This is a genomic window from Niallia sp. Marseille-Q9988, assembly GCF_976954375.1.
Genome location: NZ_CDRJSZ010000004.1, coordinates 228,719 through 247,824, shown reverse-complemented (window position 1 = coordinate 247,824; position 19,106 = coordinate 228,719). Strand labels below are relative to the sequence as shown.

20 protein-coding genes are annotated in these 19,106 nt (G+C 37.8%); all 20 read right to left on the bottom strand.

The genetic code is table 11. The features are described 5' to 3' along the window. Positions 1–379 precede the first annotated feature (379 nt). A complete protein-coding gene (locus ACWNMZ_RS08170) occupies positions 380–1,966 on the bottom strand; it encodes a flagellin N-terminal helical domain-containing protein (protein ID WP_396953865.1) in 1,587 nt (528 codons plus the stop codon). Between the two features lie 282 nt (positions 1,967–2,248). Beyond that, entirely contained in the window at positions 2,249–2,989 is a 741-nt protein-coding gene (locus tag ACWNMZ_RS08165) for a hypothetical protein (protein ID WP_016203473.1), read from the bottom strand. Between the two features lie 7 nt (positions 2,990–2,996). After that, positions 2,997–3,224 (bottom strand): hypothetical protein, encoded by a 228-nt coding sequence (locus ACWNMZ_RS08160; RefSeq protein WP_016203474.1) that lies wholly within the window; start codon positions 3,222–3,224, stop codon positions 2,997–2,999. A 197-nt stretch (positions 3,225–3,421) separates the two neighbouring features. Further along, on the bottom strand, positions 3,422–4,195 hold the full coding sequence (locus tag ACWNMZ_RS08155) for a hypothetical protein (protein WP_449598575.1): 774 nt from the start codon (positions 4,193–4,195) through the stop codon (positions 3,422–3,424). Between the two features lie 15 nt (positions 4,196–4,210). Continuing rightward, positions 4,211–5,068 carry a tyrosine-type recombinase/integrase gene (locus ACWNMZ_RS08150; protein ID WP_251627579.1) on the bottom strand — a complete coding sequence of 286 codons (858 nt, stop codon included), beginning with the start codon at positions 5,066–5,068 and terminating at the stop codon, positions 4,211–4,213. Positions 5,069–5,209: 141 nt separating this feature from the next. Then, on the bottom strand, positions 5,210–7,786 hold the full coding sequence (locus ACWNMZ_RS08145; protein WP_251627581.1) for a hypothetical protein: 2,577 nt from the start codon (positions 7,784–7,786) through the stop codon (positions 5,210–5,212). A 96-nt stretch (positions 7,787–7,882) separates the two neighbouring features. Further along, positions 7,883–8,359, bottom strand: a complete 477-nt coding sequence (locus tag ACWNMZ_RS08140; protein WP_251627583.1) for a hypothetical protein — start codon at positions 8,357–8,359, stop codon at positions 7,883–7,885. A gap of 646 nt (positions 8,360–9,005) precedes the next feature. Continuing rightward, entirely contained in the window at positions 9,006–9,920 is a 915-nt protein-coding gene (locus ACWNMZ_RS08135; protein ID WP_251627585.1) for a tyrosine-type recombinase/integrase, read from the bottom strand. A 214-nt stretch (positions 9,921–10,134) separates the two neighbouring features. After that, a complete protein-coding gene (locus tag ACWNMZ_RS08130) occupies positions 10,135–10,437 on the bottom strand; it encodes a hypothetical protein (protein WP_107921059.1) in 303 nt (100 codons plus the stop codon). Positions 10,438–10,451: 14 nt separating this feature from the next. Continuing rightward, complete coding sequence (locus tag ACWNMZ_RS08125; protein WP_165797738.1) at positions 10,452–10,964, bottom strand: JAB domain-containing protein; 513 nt, start codon at positions 10,962–10,964, stop codon at positions 10,452–10,454. A gap of 129 nt (positions 10,965–11,093) precedes the next feature. After that, positions 11,094–11,735 carry a hypothetical protein gene (locus ACWNMZ_RS08120; RefSeq protein ID WP_449598574.1) on the bottom strand — a complete coding sequence of 214 codons (642 nt, stop codon included), beginning with the start codon at positions 11,733–11,735 and terminating at the stop codon, positions 11,094–11,096. Positions 11,736–12,216: 481 nt separating this feature from the next. Then, a complete protein-coding gene (locus tag ACWNMZ_RS08115) occupies positions 12,217–12,330 on the bottom strand; it encodes a flagellin (protein WP_076512307.1) in 114 nt (37 codons plus the stop codon). A gap of 345 nt (positions 12,331–12,675) precedes the next feature. Next, positions 12,676–14,010: a flagellin N-terminal helical domain-containing protein gene (locus ACWNMZ_RS08110; RefSeq protein WP_251627589.1), complete on the bottom strand. Its 1,335-nt coding sequence runs from the start codon at positions 14,008–14,010 to the stop codon at positions 12,676–12,678. 255 nt (positions 14,011–14,265) lie between these two features. After that, complete coding sequence (gene csrA, locus ACWNMZ_RS08105) at positions 14,266–14,487, bottom strand: carbon storage regulator CsrA (protein WP_251627591.1); 222 nt, start codon at positions 14,485–14,487, stop codon at positions 14,266–14,268. 4 nt (positions 14,488–14,491) lie between these two features. Beyond that, the gene (gene fliW, locus ACWNMZ_RS08100; RefSeq protein WP_251627593.1) at positions 14,492–14,941 is read right to left on the bottom strand and encodes a flagellar assembly protein FliW; all 450 of its coding nucleotides are present in this window, start codon (positions 14,939–14,941) and stop codon (positions 14,492–14,494) included. Between the two features lie 13 nt (positions 14,942–14,954). Further along, positions 14,955–15,542, bottom strand: coding sequence for a DUF6470 family protein (locus ACWNMZ_RS08095; protein WP_251627688.1), 588 nt, complete (start codon positions 15,540–15,542; stop codon positions 14,955–14,957). Between the two features lie 105 nt (positions 15,543–15,647). Beyond that, on the bottom strand, positions 15,648–16,538 hold the full coding sequence (gene flgL, locus ACWNMZ_RS08090) for a flagellar hook-associated protein FlgL (protein WP_154708630.1): 891 nt from the start codon (positions 16,536–16,538) through the stop codon (positions 15,648–15,650). Between the two features lie 11 nt (positions 16,539–16,549). Continuing rightward, complete coding sequence (gene flgK / locus ACWNMZ_RS08085; RefSeq protein WP_251627595.1) at positions 16,550–18,091, bottom strand: flagellar hook-associated protein FlgK; 1,542 nt, start codon at positions 18,089–18,091, stop codon at positions 16,550–16,552. Positions 18,092–18,104: 13 nt separating this feature from the next. Further along, complete coding sequence (locus ACWNMZ_RS08080) at positions 18,105–18,599, bottom strand: flagellar protein FlgN (protein WP_251627598.1); 495 nt, start codon at positions 18,597–18,599, stop codon at positions 18,105–18,107. Between the two features lie 180 nt (positions 18,600–18,779). After that, on the bottom strand, positions 18,780–19,046 hold the full coding sequence (gene flgM / locus ACWNMZ_RS08075) for a flagellar biosynthesis anti-sigma factor FlgM (protein WP_235252097.1): 267 nt from the start codon (positions 19,044–19,046) through the stop codon (positions 18,780–18,782). Positions 19,047–19,106 lie beyond the last annotated feature (60 nt).

The following is a 19,106-nucleotide window of genomic DNA, read 5'->3' as shown; positions in this document are numbered from 1 at the left end:
TAAAATTAACGAAGAAGTTGTAGAACTCCTTGTGGTTGTTGGTTCGCTTGCTTTGCGACTGTATCTTTCGATTACAGAATAGACTATATCTTCATCCATGTTTTCCATGGAGCTGGGCACTTCGAACAGCTGTTGCTGCCCTACGAGATTCATAGTCATAGCATTCACCTTAGACCGTGTTCTCTAGTCGTTGAACCTTCTCCAGAGTTTCCTCACAGGAGCTTGGCTGCTGATTATCCATTGTGTCATCCTCATCATTTTCACACCTTCACGCTGACCATTTCCAGTTACGTTGTGGTTGATGAAGCTTTAGGAAGTTCCAGCAATTCACCCAGTTGTACTCCAGCTCGTTACCAAGCTAGACGCCCTTCGAATCAAATTAACGAAGAAGTTGTAATACTCCTTGTGGCATTTGATTTGATTGAGCCAACATTGCTTGTGCGGCTTGAGAAAGAATAGAATTCTTTGTTTGTTCCATCATTTCTTTCGCCATGTCAACGTCACGTACACGAGACTCAGCAGCTGTTAAGTTTTCAGAAGAAGTACCTAAGTTATTGATTGTGTGTTCTAAACGGTTTTGGAATGCACCAAGGTTAGAACGTTGAGTTGATACTTTTTCAATCGCATCATTAATTTTAGTAATTGCTTCTTCTGCACCTGCTTTATTAGATAAATCGATATCTTTAATTCCTAAAGCATCAGTACGCATATCTTCAATGGTAACTTTCATTTTTTGAGTTTGGTTAGCTCCGATTTGGAAGTCAACTCCACCACCTTGAGTTGCACTATTTTGCTTAGCCACCCCTAATAATTGAGCTGCTTCACTATCGTCAAACTTAATACTACTTGTTGCTTTATCAGAACCGCTAGTTACAACAAATGAACCATCTTTAACACCTACGGTTACGTTCTTAATCTGTTTGTCAGATGGTACAGTGGCATTATAATCATCAATTGTATCGTTAATATCCTTTGCAAATTCATCCGATAAAGACTCTAATGTAGTAGTTCCTGCTGTTGCAGAAGCTCCTCCAACTGAAGCCCAAGTAACTTCTAATTCAACCCCATCAATTGTCACTTTTGAAGTATCAGCTGCATCAACCGCACCAAGTTTTGCTGCTCCTGCCGCATCAAAAATACCTTCACTACCAGTTACAGATGTAGTTGGACTACCAGTGGCAGGTGCTATACCTGCGATTTCCCAATATTGATTTTTGCCAGTTGCAGCATCGGCTGTAATATCAATTGTAGAATCGCCACCTTCAGAGCCTGAAGTGAATACTAATTTAGTTGGTGCAGTAGCATCTTTTGCTACTGTAATATGAGCTACATCAGTGCCGAAATCCGAATTGTATTTATCAATAGCAGCATTGATAGTGTCTTGAGATAACTTAGCAAAGTCATCAATATTTGTCGCGCCCTGAATGTCAGCCTGTTTAATTGTAAAATTAATATCTGCTCCATCAACTTTAATAGAAGAACTTACATCAGCATCAATGTTTGCTATTTTTGCTGTTCCTCCATTAAAAGCTACTGCTAAAGCTCCAGTAGTTGCTTTAGTTTGCTTTCCTAATGCTTCACTAACCACTGCTGCATTATCAGTACCAGCTATCTTCTTCTCACCAATAGAACCATCAATAAGTTTTTTTGTATTAAATTCTGTAGTATTTCCAATGCGGTCAATCTCTTCTTTTAACTGATTAATTTCAGTGTTGATTGACTCACGGTCAGCATCTGTATTCGTATCATTAGAAGATTGTACTGATAATTCACGCATACGTTGAAGGATAGAATGTGTTTCATTTAAAGCTCCTTCAGCAGTTTGCAGCATACTTACACCATCTTGTGCATTTTTAGCAGCCATATCTAACCCACGAATTTGCCCACGCATTTTTTCGGAGATTGCTAGACCAGCAGCGTCATCTCCAGCTTTGTTAATACGAAGACCAGAAGATAATTTCTCCATTGATTTTGATTGAGCACCTGAAGCACTATTCAACTGACGAACAGTAACCTCGAAAACCAAAATTCTACCTTATCAAAAAAACCATGTAACTCAAGGAATTTGCGAAATGCGAAGTTGCATCATTAGGAATACCAAATATAATGGAAAGAACTTGTTCCAAAACATTAGGAAATCATAAAAAAATGGAAGAATGAAGAACAGCTGTTCTTTAGGAAATCATTAGAACTGTTCTTCATTTCTTCCATTTGAAATACATTTGCTAGTGGCATTGGGTTGAAAATTTTATGCAACCTTAATAATCTTCATGGCTAATCCATCAACATTTGAGTAATAATCATGCACAAAATCGCTATCCAAAGTGGCTAAATAATCAAATCCATTCATTCTTGCAATAGCTAAATGAATCGAATCTGTTGAGTCCAACTGGGTTAGTCTCATATGTACTTTTGCTAACTCATTTTCCTCAAAGCCATCAGATAGCAACTCAACCTCAAATTCGAGTTCTTCTCTCATTTTTCGAATATATTCATTAAAAATTTTCAATGCGAGATGGTAATAAACATCCAGCAAGTAACGCTTGTTCTGGTCTCCTTTAGCTCGTTTAATTAACTCACTAACATTGGCGCTAACTTCTCTGTTGTAAAACCTTAGTATTTCTTCATCTTTGGCTACTCTGTATAAGTATCTAGCAGAATCTAAATTTATCAATTTTCTTCTTTCTTCATCACTTAATTTATCAAAACCATCTCGAGTATTGTTGAGGAGTTGCTTTTTTTCATGATAGACCTGAAGGGAACCTAATACTAACATTTGAAACAAGCGATTGGTTACTTCGGTAAAGGTATGATTACTGTATCCAAGCCTTACCTCATTTTCTGCCCAAACATCAAGTGCATCTGCTACATCCAGCTTTCTGGAATCTGTTTTATCCAGATACGCCAAAATAAAACAAGCATCCAAATAAACAGATGCTTTAAATAAATTCTCATTATTCATTTGCTCAGCATCAATAATAAAGTTCATTTAGCAATTACCTACCTTGTTTGTATAAATCAACAAGTGTACGACCAAATGCACCATAAATACCAATTTCATCTTGAATTTCACGTGCACTCTTTCTCTTTTTATTACTAAAATCAGGCTTTCTGAGAGTCTCCACTTTGCCAGTTGATTGCTTAATTGTTGTAGGCATCAACCGTATCACCCCATTTTCCTTTTTCTTTTCTTTACTGTAACTACTATTTCTATAATTATCCACGATTTTCCTCCTTTTAAAAAGAGTTTTATTTCTATTTTTCACAAAAATACCGCCATCTAAACATGTAATAAATCATATGAGACTTCTTTACACATTTATGAATTGGAAATTAAATACAAAACAGAAGAGTGAAAAACAGTAGTTCATTATGAAACCATTAGCACCGTTCTTCGTTTCTTCCATTAAAAACCCATTTGCTAGGCATTTTGCTGTAACAATGTCTCGACTTCTTGCTCATAACCGTACTTCTGAAAGAACTCAATCAATGCCACCTCGAAAATTTCCCGCTGATTAATGTTCTTTTCCTTGCTGAAATCTCGCACCATTAGGTCTAATGTGTTTGTCATGTGAACCGATTTTGTAACAAACGTACCCGCTAAGGTAAAGCGGGGAATTTGTCCAGACGCTACTGACGCTCCTAAAAGGTTTTGCAAGCCCTCTTTGTTCGAAGCTAACCATCCAAGTAAAGGTAGAAATTGTTCGATACCATCATTCCCGATGGAAAGGGAACACTCTAATGAAGCGTCATTATCGGCAGTAGTAACACCTTCCTCATCATTTGGTATTGTCGGGGAAGCTGAGAGATAATTACCTGCTTCCTGTGACCATTCAAATCCTTTTGATTTCATATAACGAGCCATTTCAAAATGACTTTCGAACCCTACCTTCAATGCAACTTCTTTCAAATCGGCTCCTTCCTTGTTCAACTCCATTACAATTCTTCGAACTCGGTCAGATGGAAAATTCATCATTGTTTCTAGTGACGCTTTCATGGCATCCGCTGGTACATAGGTCACTTTTCGCTTGTCCCAAACAAAATTCTTACGACTCATAAAGCTATCCATTGAACGGTAAGTTGAATAACGATACTGTTCAGCGACTTCTTCCCTTGTAAATCCTTCGCCTAGCAGTTTTAAAATTCCTTTAACCTTGTCATCATAAATTGGTTGCAACGCTTCTGCTTTAACCATCGTTTACTCCTCCTTTTACAGTGTGTTAACGGCTTCTTTCAAATCATCCATATTGCTGTGGACATAAATACTGGTTGTTTTCAGGCTACTGTGACCTAATAGTTTTGAAATCTTGACCAAATGGACATCGTTTTTGACTAGCTTTGAAGCAAAGGAATGACGCAGGATGTGTGCAGTCACATTCTTTTTCCATCCTAATGCCCGATTCGTATCTTTAAAAATCTTGGATACTCTCGTTTTTGAAAATGTGCCTGTGTTTCTCGTAGCAAAGAAGTAGTCAGAATTCACCCTCCAGTTCTTCGTGTAGTCCACTAGTAACTCCTTCAATTTCGAATTGATTGGTACAAAGCGGTCTTTGTTGCCCTTTCCATGCCTAATGTGAATCAGATTGTCTTCTAAATCGATATCCTCTACATGAAGGTTTAGGCATTCCGAAATACGCATGCCAGTATAATAAAGAGTTTGTGCTACTAAACGAGCAAGGTCATGTTGGATGGCTTGCACAAATTGATTGACCTCTTCCTCAGAAAGATACTGCCGCTCTTTTTGCTGACATTTGATTGGCTCAAGTCTTACGGTAACATTCTTGTCACACCATTCGCTTTTGTAGGCATAGCCAAAGAATGACCGCATGCTTCCTAGCACACGTTTTCGGCTAATGGGCTGGTACCCCTTAGTATTCTTAAGATAATAAAGATACTCCTCAACATCTTCTTGTGTAATGTCCTCCAAATAAACTGGACTGTTATATTTCTCTTCTAGGTAACGGTTTAGAAGTGATAAATCTTCATGATAGGCTTTTATCGTAACTGGACTCCGCTCAATGTTTGCTTGGTATTTTCCAAACTGCTCAACTGATTTCATAAATAACATATAAATGTCTCCCTTCTAATGATTGCAAGGTAATAATATATTTTTAGGTTCTTGTTTTGATTCAGGTAAAATTTGCCCCACAAAGCGTCAGTAGCAACTCTTCTTTCGCTACTGACACTACTGTAGGTGCAAAAGGGATGATTACCATCCCGCAAATTCATCATAATCTTCCGACAGTTCATCGTCTTTGACTTCATTTGAATCAGTACCTGTCCGTTTTAATGCCCCTTGTTGCGGACGAATTGGAACAACATTGCTACCAGACTTTTGAATGGATACCTTTTTGGAATCTCCTGCATGGCGAATGTCAAAGGTAATCCCTACATCTTCTAAATTGGACTTCACTTCCTTTAGCCTTCTGCTTAGAATGTGAGCTGCTTTCGGAAATGTTTTGACTTTGGTATTAATCTTTTCTTGTTCGGCTACACGTTCTAGTTCACATAGCAAACTAGCAACGGAACCCGACCAAGATTGATTTTCCTTCATAAGAGCAACAACTGTAGCGGCTACTGGATGTGAAGAAATAGCTTCTTCATTGGATTGATTACGATTTTTACGGTAGGCTTGTAAAAAGCGTTCTCCTCCATAGCCTAAGACTTCTGCAATCGCATAACCCCATCGAGTAAAATCAGCCATCCGTGGAAGTTTGTTCAATTTCACGCTTGGATAGATAGCCATTGCGTTTGCTAATGCCTGTAAAGCTCCGCCTACTATGGATGCTCTATCTTTTTCAAATGCTTCCCACACATCACGTTCTTCTTTCCGTTCATCTTCTGGAATACGGTCTAACTCAATGATGATAGAACGGTCAATCAAATCTGCTCTTGTAACCACTACATTGATTCCAGTCAATCCTACACAACGGAGAAGGTCTAATAGCGTTTCATCATCATCTGTAAACAATGTTCGCTTACTAAATCCACCGCCAGTAGAAGCAATACATAATAGGTCGCTTTTTTCAGCTGATAAACCGTCCAGATTATCAAAAGATGGCATGTAGTTGTTTGCTAGTGAAAGTGCCAAGTCTTGCATACTATTAGGCATCGTTAACAAATCTTGTACGGCTGGGTCAATGACCTGTCTAGTCAATCGCATGGAGGTAGACTTTGACGCTCCCTTTTCACCACTGAATACAAGTACAGCATGTGGAATACTCGGAATAAAACATGTGACAACATAGGTAAGGTAAAGAATTTGGTCATCTTCGTTCTTAATCCGTACATGCCTTAGTAGTTGTTTCAAATCCCCATCAAAATCAGGCAAAGGTTGTGCTTTTATATTCTTATTGCGGGTAAATAGAATTGGCGGTTCATTCAATACTTGGCAAGTTTGAGGTTCCACCTTTACAACATTCCAATCATCGTCTGCTAGGTCATAGTAAAAAGCACTATCTTTTTCTGCCACTCTTAATTGCAAACGATGTTCTTCACCTTCAAAAGCCGCTTTCATTTCCATGACACCAAGGGCTTGATTCATGGCATCACTTGTTGGTGCCTTTTTCGTAGCGTCATAGTATTGCTTTGTTAGCCACATTTTGAACTTCTTGCTTTTCACCTTTAATACTTCCTGATGACCATTGATGATTACCGCTGCAAAGGCTTCATCCAAATCATTTTGAAAGAACTCGGCTCCTTCACCCACTCGAATCAATATGTCTGCCTGTGATTCCTTTTTGGATTCTTCCTTAGATGATGGATTCCAATTTGGCTCAAATTTCTTTCGTAGCGTTTGCCAGTTTTCCTCCGAACAGCTATTATGATGGCAACCTGCCGCAATCCCCCCATTTTTAAACTGGATAATAAATGCACTTTTGTTCGTATGACTTTCATTCCAAGGACAAGTAGACAACACATACTTGGTTGCTCCCTTTTGCCATGGAGCGGAAAAGGCTACATCTAGTTCATGTTCTTCAATGAATTCTTCCAAATTGAATCCTTCCTCTGTGTTGCTCTTTTTAGAGGATGATTTCCCCTTGGTTTGTATCGTTGGACATAATTCTGCTAATGCCTTCAATTGTTCCAATGACACTTCTTTCAGTTCTTCTGGACAAGTTAGTATTCGAGACAGCCGATGTGGTCGTTCTTCTGTATGGTCACCTTTGCAAGCCATTGTTCCATAAAGCTTCCAAATCCGAGCAGCATTGAATACACTCTTATCGACATTGACTGATTCGTTGCTAAATAGAAAGTCCAATGCATCTAATGCTTGTTTGACTAGCTGGGTACTTTCATCATCGTTTGGTAGGTTAATAGGATATAAAAGATGTGCACCATTGCCACTATCCGCAAAGATTGGTTCACACCAACCCCTATCTTTCAAAAACGTTTGTACCTGTTTTGCCATTGTGTGAGCTGCTTGATGTTCTTCATCTGTTGATGAAATGGCAGCTGGTCGAACTGGGTCAAAATCAATTGGAAGCCATCGTCTGCATTCAATGTCGGCATCAGATGTTGTATGTTTAGCACGATGAACAATTCGGTTTGCCGCTCTTGAAAGTAGGTCAGGTTTTACTGGATTGAGTGTGAAATAGATTGCAGGAATCTTCCCATCGTATTCCACTGCAGCATCCGCCAATTCTTGATAATCGTTGAAGTAGCCGCTAACTGTACCTTTTGCTGTTTTCAAGATACGTAATTCTATTACATCCCCATCTCGTTTCAACATAGAAAGAGATTCCATAATCATTTCTTTGGTCGCTGCCGCTTCTGTCTGTGTCATTTTGTTCGTCTCCTTTTTGTTTTTGTCGCATGTAGCGTCAGTAGGGACTATAGCAACCATTGCCACTATAGTCGGTACTGTTGCTTCGTTAGGGTATTACATGTCTTCAAAGACAATGTCATCAACATCAAACAGTTGATTCATCATTTCACTATCCTCTTCATTCGATGCCATGGATGGAATGCTAGTTGTTCTTTTCTGGATTCTTACAATATTGCTATAAACAATGTTGTCACGTTCCACGTTTTCAATCGTTGCTGTTACGTCCATACCGACCAGCCCATTAGTATCTAGTTCTTCCCCTTCCGCTGGAACAGCATCTAAGTCATCTAGCAATTTCATAAGTCTTCCTTTCGGTGACCATGTAATGGTTGGTACATAGTACAAATGGACTAATTCACCATTCTGGGTAATAAATTCTACTTTAATATTTAGGGCATCTCTCTTACCTGAACCATGATAGATACTATCAAACTCTTTAACTTCTACCGAAAGGATTTTTCCCTTTTTTGCACCCTCATCTAAAACATTTTTGTTTGAAGGACGAACTAATTTGGATTGACGTTTACTCATTTATTGACCCTCCTAATAGGCTTCATTTTTTTTGAACTATTTTTGTCTGTCTTGGTTACAAGGAACATACTAAGGCACCAGAAAAAATAACACAAATCGACAAAAACCTTATTTACCAAGGGTTTGAAGCACATCAAAAAAATTTTTCTTTAGACGTTTGTACTCGGTCGCCAAGCCTCTACGTTTGAAGTTTTTGATTTTCCAATCATGATTTTTAAACTTTTTCTGTTCGAAAATTCTTACTATTCATCATTCAGACGTACAGACTAAGGGACTAACTAATCCCGACTGACACATTTTAGACACATCTTGGAGACGACCAAAATACCCATCCAATCATATGAACCCCCTAATTAGCTAGAGTAGCGTCAGTAGCATCAAAGCTTCCCTACTTTCACTTCTGACTCTACATTGGGAAGTCAGTGGGCTTCAAAAAAAAACAAGAACCTACAATGGATTCTTGTTCATTCATAAGAAAACAAATCACAATCATTTACCTTTTATGTTTCTTAGACAATTCTTCTAATGTAATTACTAAAATTGCACATACCACTTTTTTGATGATTAGGATTTGCTTAGTATTCATCGTTTTCACTCCAATCAAAAGTCATTTAGGAACAACATTGTGCAGTGGATGCCGCCACCCTCATAGTAGATTGACCGCATCCATCTTCTCTTGCTTGGTTGTTTGAATGTAGAACCTTGCTGTCATATTCACAGTAGAATGACCTGCGATTTTACTAACCGTTGTAAGGTCTACACCTTTTTTCAACAGCCTTGTACAAAACGTATGACGAAACAAATGAGGATGTAGCTTGAACCCTAGCTCTTTTGAAATCTTCGCTAGCCAATCCCTAACTGCATCACGATGCATTTTTTCTGCTCTCTGGCTTACTAACAGATATTCGCTATGGCTGAAATTAGACCTAAAACGCTCTTCCTTCATGTAGTCCCTTACTAATTGAAGCACATCTTGTCTAAGCCCGATTTCACGTCTCTTTCCGCCTTTTCCAATCACCGTCAATTGACTCGTCAGAAAGTCAATGTCTGTAATCTTGATTGAAACTAATTCACTAACCCTTACACCCGTATAAAGCAACAAATATACAATCAGCTTGTTACGAGTACTAACCTTGTTTCTATTTTCAACATAGAAAAGCAATTGTTCCACCTGTTCATCCGAAAGAGCATCCACGTTGTCCTCACTTCCAGCGGCGATTTTGATTCTATCCCGCTTCAACTGAATGAATGATTCACTTAGAAGTCCTTTGGTTCTTAGAAAATCGTTGTAAACTTTTAGACTATTAATCTTTTTGTTGATGGTTGAAATGGCATAGCCCTCCTTCATCAGACGTTCCTTGTACCTCACAAATGAGAAGCGGGATAGAACTGGAACATCCTTCAACTTATCCCGCAAATATGATTGGAACCCTTTGACATCGCTCACATAGGACTCGATTGTTTTAGCTGCTTTGCCCTCTGTAAAGAGCCATTGTTCAAACTCTGCTATTTCCAAGAATGATTCACCTCCAAAATGAAAAAAGGCTATTGATGTACACATTCATACACCAATAGCCCTTACGTTCTCTTAGTATTCATTTTTCCTAGCCATCCTTCCGGCTCATGACAGTTATATAATAATGTCGGCAGTTTTTTCATACGCAAATCATTCCATTCCCTTGCCGCTCATCCTTTCTGTTAAACATGATTCAAGTCATTTTAGTTTTGACGTGAGATTGCAGAAAGAAATGTCGTGAATCCCACTTGAAATTAACTTATTCGATGTACATCTCATAAGCAATTTGCTCACCATTTTTTATCCATACTTCGTACAGCTTTATTCTCGTTTCCTCTTCAAGTACATAACCAGCAATCCACTCGTATCCCTTATCATCTATATACGAAATTGTTTCAATGAGCAGTGGATTGGGTAGTTTTACTAAGTGTTCAGCAGGAATGAGCAAATCATCTATCTCTTCATGATAGAAATCATGGGCTTCATAGCCTATATCCTCTTTCTTAACTTCAATGTTAAATGTCTTTTTCATTGTTCCTACAAACCAGTCTAAGTGCATCATCTTTTCTTCCCCTTTCAAATGTAACCTTTTTCTTTTAGTGAAACGTACTCTCCATCGCCTAGCACGATATGGTCAAGAACGTCTATACCAATGATTTTACCTGCTTCTACCAATCTTTTAGTAACCTCCACGTCCTCTCTACTTTCAGCACTTTTCCCACTGGGATGGTTGTGCCCAACAAGGATTGATGCAGCATTACTCAAAATGGCAGGCTTGAAGCACTCCCTTGGATGTACTATGCTTGCGTTTAAGCTTCCAATGTGACAAATGTTAATCGCTGTTGGCTGATTCTTTGTGTCCAAACAAATCACAACAAAGTACTCCCTATCCACTTCCCCTAAGAACTGCTTCAACAATTGATAACCATCCTCTGGGCTTCGTACACAACGATTCTTGTAAAGCATGCTTGATTCCTTTACTAGCTTTAGGCTAACAATGTTCACACGTTTTGCAGATTGATTTTTCATTTTCACCCCTTTTTCAAAAAGCTCCAATTGTTTGATAGATTTCATTTCATATTGATTCATGATTTTTCCTCCTCTAAAAATAGAAATAGCTCTAATTCCCCGAAAGGAATTAGAGCTATTAGATAAACTTAAACATGATAATAATATATTCTTATTTTGTTTTTTATAACTTTAGCATTCAAGCTTTTATTATATACAGAGCAAATCATCGTATATTAAAGATATAAATCTGACCATATTGGTCGTCCGGTAAGGTAGTCTATCTAGATGATACATTAAAAAAGCAAGATATTTCTTGGTATGTGATTTAAAATCATCGAAGGTGTCTATTTCTCTACTTTTAAAAGCGTGTATTGCATTTCTTCTTTGTTGCATTAATAAGACCCAATCATCAAATTCTGAAGCTGAAACGCTATTCTTCCAAATTTTATTCCTAAAGTATTGCCGTAGTTTATCAAATGAAATTTCGTCAGGTTGCAAAATATCCCCTTTTCTATCTTTATAATTCGTGGAATCATCCAGATAATCATTTGAATATACAGAAAGAAATAGCTTTATAGTTCCTTCTACTAAAGTACCCAGATTCGCCCAAGCAAGTATTAAATCTCCACTTTCTGCTTCAGGACAAGAGCATTCATTCCATTTCTTCATTGAATACGACAGCGAAACTTGCCAATCCAATCTTGATTTACTTAATAAATTTGATGCTTCAATTGGTGCCCATCCTAATGCGTCTGACCAAAAATCTCTCGCATGTTTATTCAGTTCAATAATTTTATCAATGACCTCTAAATAAGTTAATTGATTTATTTTTGCAATTGGAATATTCATAAGTCCTCCTGTTTTTGATTATCATAATATCTTTAATTATCAATTGTTTCAAATAGAGAAAAAGAGACCCTAGTATGTGCACTAGAGTCCCTTTCAAATAATCTAAAATTAACGAAGAAGTTGTAAAACTCCTTGTGGTTGTTGGTTGGCTTGCTTTGCCGCTATGCCTTTCGGTCACAGAATAGACTATATCTTCATCCATGTTTTTCATGGAGCTGGGCACTTCGAACAGCTTTTGCTGCCCTACGAGATTCATAGTCATAGCTTTTGCCTTAGACCGTGTTCTCTAGTCGTTGAACCTTCTCCAGAGTTTCCTCATAGGAGCTTGGCTGCTGATTATCCATTGTTTCATCTTCATCATTTTCACACCTTCACGCTGACTGTTTCCAGTTACGTTGTGGTTGATGAAGCTTTAGGAACTTCCAGCAATTCACCCAGTTATACTCTAGCCCGTTACCAAGCTAGACGCCCTTCTCATCAATTATCTCAAGAGTTGTAAAACTCCTTGAGGCATTTGATTTGATTGAGCCAACATTGCTTGTGCTGCTTGAGAAAGAATAGAATTCTTTGTTTGGTTCATCATTTCTTTCGCCATCGTGCGAACATTTACTTTCATAAATGACTAGACTATATCTTCACCCTCAACATGATTTGTTAGGGGTCGGGCACTTCGGATTCACAATGCTGATGGACATTGTTTCACCTATGGATTTCATCACCATAGCTTGCGCCTTAGATGGTCTATCCTAGTCGTTGAACCTTCTCCACTCTTTCGAGACAGGAGCTTGGCTGCTGATTGCCCAATCTTTTCTTTTTTCAAACCTTCACGCCTGTCGTTTCCAACTACGTTGTGGCAAGAAAAGCTCTAAGGGGTTTCCAGCAATTCACCCGATAATAATCACTAGCCGTTACCAGCTAGGACGACTGTACTTGTCACTGCCTAGGCAGCTAAAGCATAATCTACGTCACGGATACGAGATTCCGCAGCAGTTAGGTTTTCAGAAGATGTATTTAAGTTGTTGATAGTGTGGTCTAAACGGTTTTGGTATGCACCCAATTTACTTCTTTCTGCTGAAACAGACTTGATTGCATTGTCAATAGATGTAATCGCACTTTCAGATCCTGCTTGAGTAGTAACATCTAAATTGTTTACAAACAGTGCTGCAGCACGCATATCATTCATGCTGATACTCATTGTCTGACCATTATTTGATCCAATATGAGTAGTCAAAGAGTTATTTGCAGTTATATTAACATTTACAGCCGTTCCAACGGTTCCAAGCGCAGAATTAATATTTAATTCTAACCCATCATAATCTCCACCGTGGAAAGTTAAAGTATTTCCACTTGCGGTTACTGAAGTTGGATCATTGCCTGTTGTACCACCATTTATTACAGCTCTAGCATCCAATCCTGTGACACTTTCGGTTCCTGTACTATTTGAAGCACCTAATCCATTTTTATTAGCTTGAATAGCATTATTGTCACCTGCTGTTGCCAAAACATTATTGATACCAGAGATGTCAATTTTTGAATTTGATCCAGTTCCTGCAGTTGTAAAAGTTAATCCTCCATAAGTTCCTGACGCTGTTACGCCAGTGGATGAGGAAACTGCATTTACTTTTTCTAAAAATTGTGATGCAGTATCTGTACTAGCTATTGATATTGATACTCCGTTAATTGAAAAAGTACCATTTGCAGCAGCGAATGTAGAATCTGTATCATCAGCAGTAAATGCTATAGAGCCAGTGGAAGCAGCTTTTACACCAGTTAAAACAAGTTGACCACCAGCTTTAACCTTGTCTGTACCACCTGCAATTGCAACATTTGCATTATTAGTATTACCTTGAATACCAGCCCCACCATTTAATAATTTCTTAGTATTAAATTCCGTTTGATTACCTATTCTATCAATTTCATCAACTAACTGATTAATTTCTTTTTGGATTTCTTTTCTATCATCAACTGTGTTAGTATCGTTTGCAGATTGTACTGATAATTCCCGCATACGTTGTAGAATAGAATGAGTTTCATTTAATGCACCCTCAGCTGTTTGAATCAAAGATGTCGTGTCCTGTGCATTTTTTGAAGCCATGTCTAATCCACGAATTTGTCCACGCATTTTTTCAGAAATTGCTAAACCAGCTGCATCGTCTGCTGCATTGTTAATACGAAGACCTGAAGATAATTTCTCCATTGATTTTGATTGTGCTGTAGAAGCACTATTCAACTGACGATAAGTGTTCAATGCAGCAATATTATGATTAATTCTCATTGTTTGTTTTCCTCCTTGAATTTAGGTGTTCACATCCTTGTGAACATGATTATTTTTATTGGAGTTAGGAAGGTCGGCCGCCCTTCCGCCTCTTACTTTATATATCGTCTTTGCCATTCAAAGTTTAATAGTTTTTTGATAGTATTTTTTATTTTTTTATTAAAAGATTTTAGAGATAGCTATTTTAATAGAGTTTTTAACAAATAAAAAGCATAGCCTCTATCAGCTACGCCGTTTCTAATATACAATTCTAATTCAATACTTCCCTTTAAACAAATTCATAACTGTTGCAACATCCACAGAAGCCTGTTGATTTTCTGCAATAATTTCTTCATATACTTCTTTACGATATATTTCTACACTCTTTGGGGCTGAAATACCAATTTTAACTTGTTCTCCCTTAGAGGCAACAATAGTGATTTCAATATCATCCCCAATTTTTATTACTTCACCTTTTTTCCTTGTAAGAACTAACATTGAATCACCCCTTCACCAATATTGGTTTTGATTTTTCAAATAACGGGTGTTTTGTATGATAATTCGGTTCATTTAAAATGACTTGCTTTGCGATATTCTTCTCACTATTAATGACAACAGGTGCTTGCAGATTTGCTGTTGTCTTTTCAAATGGATCATGAACAGTTAATATACTAAAAACTAGGATATCTTCTTCTGATTCTAATTCCAATAGCTCAACAATATAATCCTCTAAAGTAAAATCATACTCCTGAAAAAAGGTAAAGGGATTGGACAGTACAAAAGCTAATTGTTGATTTCCCACAGATTGTAAGACAATAAATTGTCCTTCCTCATCAAGGGGTAAGAGAACAAATTCCTTTTCTTCGGGAAAACCAGGAATTGCTTGTGGAAATGTAATGACTTCTTTTTCTTGTATTTCTTTTTCACCATGATATTTCGTCGCTATTTTCACTTACATCATTCCTTTATATGTATTGTTCATAGTTTACCCCAATATACTTTAAATTTTCAAAGTCTATCTCTAAAGATGGATACTGTGCTAGTTGGATATTAACTTTAGCAGGCGTGTAATTAATTTCAGGATTGTTTATTTTAGTATTAATGACCGCTTTTTTCGGTTCAATCGAAACATTCACTTCTCCTGGGTCATAATTAATTTGGACACTATTTGGAGAAGGAATCCAGCCTATGCCAAATTGTTTCGGACTTCCTTGACTATTTCTTTTAGCCTGGGCAGCAATAGGGTTTCCACCATTTTGGATTTGTAGCAATTCATCGCGCTCTTGTCCTCTTCTTGCTATCCCTTCCATCACCGCCTGCTTTCCCTCTGCTGCAGCATCTTCAATCATCCGGGGCACACTTTTATAGCCAACATCTTCTCTTGCCTTTGTTTGATCAATTGTCAATTGAGATGGTCTACTTTCAATCGTTAACTCTGCTTTCGGCTGTTCTATCTCCACTTCCGCCTGTTTTTGTCGAATTTCTAATGAACCCTTATCTACAGACATATCCAAACGTGCAGGTGTCGATTGTAATCTAATTTGCGGAAACATATTCTTCACATCCTTTTGTGCTTTTTTATTTCAAGCTTTAAAAATAATTAAATAGGAGCCAAACCATCAGACCAAAACAATAGTCAGGCTTGCCTCCTTCCATTTTTATGTTAAGAAATCAATTAAAGAAGTTTGAATCAATCTTGCGCCAACTGCCAATGCTGCATTATGAACACTTTCCTGAACAGATAAATCAGTAATTGCCTTTTCCATATCGACATCTTCATTATCAGAAAGTACCTTTGTTGCCATTACTTCCTGTGCATCAATTCTCGCTTCTACCATTTCCAAGCGATTAGACCTTGCACCAAGCTCTGCTCTTTCACTGTTCATTGAGTTAATAACATTATCAAGCCGACCTAATAAATCGTCTAATCCTTCTGTTTCATTACTATTGAATTTATCTTCAATTCCTTGTAATACATCAAACATCTCTTGATTAAATGTACTAGCCGGACTAACATTTGCCTTCATTGTAATTCCTTGAGAAACTTCAACCCCATAATTATCAATTGCTGGTTCATTGATATTTGCTGCGACAGTAGGAGGTGAACCACTCGTTACTAACGGATTGGATACATCCGTACCATGGAAAATGTATTTTCCATTAACTTGTGTATTAGCAACATTTACTAAATCGTCTTTAATCTGTGCAATTTCTTTTGCGATTGCAGATCTTTCATCAATACCATTTGTACCATTTTTTCCTTGCAGTAAAAGTTCGCGTACGCGATCCAACCCGCTTGTTGCCTGTTCAATTCCCGCCTCGGAATTATCCATCCATAAATGTAACTCTGAAAGATTTCGCTTGTACTGTTCGACTTGATTTAAATTGGAACGGAAGTACATTCCTTTCATCGCAACTACTGGATCGTCAGATGGCTTTGTGATTTTTTTACCTGTTGCAACCTGATTATTTAGCTCGGCTAATTTATTATAGCTATTGCTAATATTTCGAAGGGAGTTTGCTGACACCATTGATTGTGTAACACGCATTATTTATTCACCTATCTTCCACCGACACCCATGCCGTTAATAATTTTGTCTAGCATTTCATCCATTACGGTAACCATTCTTGCAGATGCATTATATGCTTGCTGGAATTGGATCATATTGCTCATTTCTTCATCTAACGAAACAGAGCTCACACTCATTCGTCTGTTATCAACTGTTTGTTGAAGCGTAGCAGAGTTAGAAGTCATTTTATTCGCTTCTTGAGCGCTTACTGCCATACTTCCAATAACCCCTTCAAAATAGTTACGGAAATTAGATTGCTCTGAGTTATTCCCATAATCATAATTATTATTGAAGATGTCTGCTAATTTGCTTACATAGGTTGCATCACCAAGCGTTGGATTAGATGGATCAGCATTTACAATGTTATCTAAGCTATTCTTAATATCTTGTGAAATCGTGATTCTACTTGCAAAACCTTCTCGCTCTCCGATACTTCCACTTTCCGAATCAGCAAAGAAAGAAATCGCCTGGTCCCCATCAGTTATTTCATTTGGGCTTAAGCCCTCTTCATGCACCTTATTAAATTCTGTCGCAAACGTATAAGCAAGATTATCTAATTCTGTTAACATATCATTATATATTCCTGCTAATTGTCCATTTTCATCCTTATAACCATAGGATTCTACGACACTCTTTAATTTTCCAGTAGAATTGAAGTTATTAATATCAATTACTGTATCTCCAATAGAAATTGAATCAACAGCTGTATCATCTGCATTATGGTTTACTTTTATTTGATGAACACCATCCTTATCCACTAAGGTGCCAAGGGCATTTCCATTATCATCCACCAAAGTTACTACTGCTTTACCTTCTGCTTGAGCTAAAGCATTTCCGACTGACGCTTCGTAGCTAACTTTAATGTTGGCGTATTGGGATAATTCATCGAGGATGCTATCTCTTTTATCATATAAATCATTGGGTAAATAGCCATTTGGTTCCACACTGCCAATCTGCTTATTTACTTGGTCAAGCTGTGAAAGCAAGGTATTCATTGCTTTTTCTGATACGCCCAATTCATTTTTTGCATCTGCTTTTTCTGCTGAAACGGTTTGATGTAAGTAGTTAAATGTTTCTGCAACAGCAATACCGCGCTGACGAACAACAGCACGAGCGCCTGCATTTTGTGGGTCAACGGCCATGTCTTGTAGAGATTCCCAGAATGAATCCATCGCTGCAGCTAAACCAGAATCTGAAGGCTCGTTCATAATCGTTTCCAAATCACTTAATGCTGCAGCACGATTTTCCCAGTAACCAAGCTTGCTGGATTCTGAGCGATACTGTGTATCAAGAAATGTTTCTCTCACACGTACAACGGAGCCAGCTTCCACTCCTGTTCCCATTTGACCTGGTATCATCGGAGCATTTTGCCCTACAGATGGAAAGCTTTGTGATTGCTGCAAGTCCACTCTTTGACGAGTGTAGCCAAGTGTATTTGCATTTGCGATATTATTTCCTGTCGTATATAAAGCACTTTGTTGTGCAGTCAGTCCACGTCTTGCGGTTTCTATTCCCATAAACGTTGAAGCCATTTTCTTTCCCCCATTATGCCTTAATATTTAAAATGCTATTTCCTTGTTTTCCAATCGTGTTTGTACGAATATTATTGCCGCTCGGCTTACCGTAATTCATGCTTTTCTGCGTCGGCTTAAATAAATTTAAGGAAATATTGACAAATTGCATGGATTGCTGAAGAAGCTGTTGATTCAATGAATTTGTTTCTTTTAAATCCATGATGATTGCTTTTAGTTGATTGGCAATTCCAGCTATATTCGCCTCAGCTTCTGAATCAAGATGCTTGACGCAATCCATCACAGAAGGATCTGGAACATTGACAACAATTCGTTTCGAGATGGCTATTCTTGCTTCTTCTAGCTTTTGGATACTCATTATATGAGCTTGTTCATCCTTCATTATTTGCTGAAGGGCTTCCATATCGCCAACCTTAATTATTTCCGTCTTCTTTTTTGCCACTTCATGTAAACTTTCATGAAGTTTTACAAGCTTGTCTAACGTCTGCATTAATAATGTAGCTGACATGTTAGCCCTCCTTTTTATATGAAAGTTGTTTCAGTAAAGTTTGTTGTTATAGCCCGTAGCCTGAATACACTTCGCTTTCCATGGGAGTCTACGTGTATTATGACTTAGTAGTATTTCTACTGAGAATATACCTCTATTGAAAAAGCAACAAGCTTTTAGAAAACAGCCTTTATGGATGAATTAGTTTTTGGAATAAAAGTTCAAGATGCTTTTTGCTACATCCTGTGGATTTACTTCATATGCACCACTTTGTACTTGTTTCTTTAGTGCGTCAATTTTCTCCGTGCGGGCTGCAGAAACTTGGGAAACTTGCTGTAGTTCTTTTGCGGCTGCAGAAATTTCTACTTTATCTGCTCCCTTTGTTCCTTCCGCTTTATTGGATTGTTCGACTTTGTTTACTTTTTTATATGGGTTAATGCCCTGTGTCCCAAAATTATTGATTTTCATTGTGTATTCCTCGCTTTCTTTCCCGTACAAGTTTTATTCTTATTACTAGTATCGGATGAT

Coding starts and splice junctions, on each gene's coding strand:
- ACWNMZ_RS08170 (WP_396953865.1), bottom strand. CDS start 1,966: ATGGAGAAATTATCTTCTGGTCTTCGTATTAACAAAGCTGGAGATGAC.
- ACWNMZ_RS08165 (WP_016203473.1), bottom strand. CDS start 2,989: ATGAACTTTATTATTGATGCTGAGCAAATGAATAATGAGAATTTATTT.
- ACWNMZ_RS08155 (WP_449598575.1), bottom strand. CDS start 4,195: ATGGTTAAAGCAGAAGCGTTGCAACCAATTTATGATGACAAGGTTAAA.
- ACWNMZ_RS08150 (WP_251627579.1), bottom strand. CDS start 5,068: ATGTTATTTATGAAATCAGTTGAGCAGTTTGGAAAATACCAAGCAAAC.
- ACWNMZ_RS08145 (WP_251627581.1), bottom strand. CDS start 7,786: ATGACACAGACAGAAGCGGCAGCGACCAAAGAAATGATTATGGAATCT.
- ACWNMZ_RS08140 (WP_251627583.1), bottom strand. CDS start 8,359: ATGAGTAAACGTCAATCCAAATTAGTTCGTCCTTCAAACAAAAATGTT.
- ACWNMZ_RS08135 (WP_251627585.1), bottom strand. CDS start 9,920: ATGTGTACATCAATAGCCTTTTTTCATTTTGGAGGTGAATCATTCTTG.
- ACWNMZ_RS08130 (WP_107921059.1), bottom strand. CDS start 10,437: ATGATGCACTTAGACTGGTTTGTAGGAACAATGAAAAAGACATTTAAC.
- ACWNMZ_RS08125 (WP_165797738.1), bottom strand. CDS start 10,964: ATGAATCAATATGAAATGAAATCTATCAAACAATTGGAGCTTTTTGAA.
- ACWNMZ_RS08120 (WP_449598574.1), bottom strand. CDS start 11,735: ATGAATATTCCAATTGCAAAAATAAATCAATTAACTTATTTAGAGGTC.
- ACWNMZ_RS08115 (WP_076512307.1), bottom strand. CDS start 12,330: ATGGCGAAAGAAATGATGAACCAAACAAAGAATTCTATTCTTTCTCAA.
- ACWNMZ_RS08110 (WP_251627589.1), bottom strand. CDS start 14,010: ATGAGAATTAATCATAATATTGCTGCATTGAACACTTATCGTCAGTTG.
- csrA (WP_251627591.1), bottom strand. CDS start 14,487: ATGTTAGTTCTTACAAGGAAAAAAGGTGAAGTAATAAAAATTGGGGAT.
- ACWNMZ_RS08095 (WP_251627688.1), bottom strand. CDS start 15,542: ATGTTTCCGCAAATTAGATTACAATCGACACCTGCACGTTTGGATATG.
- flgL (WP_154708630.1), bottom strand. CDS start 16,538: ATGCGTGTTACACAATCAATGGTGTCAGCAAACTCCCTTCGAAATATT.
- flgK (WP_251627595.1), bottom strand. CDS start 18,091: ATGGCTTCAACGTTTATGGGAATAGAAACCGCAAGACGTGGACTGACT.
- ACWNMZ_RS08080 (WP_251627598.1), bottom strand. CDS start 18,599: ATGTCAGCTACATTATTAATGCAGACGTTAGACAAGCTTGTAAAACTT.
- flgM (WP_235252097.1), bottom strand. CDS start 19,046: ATGAAAATCAATAATTTTGGGACACAGGGCATTAACCCATATAAAAAA.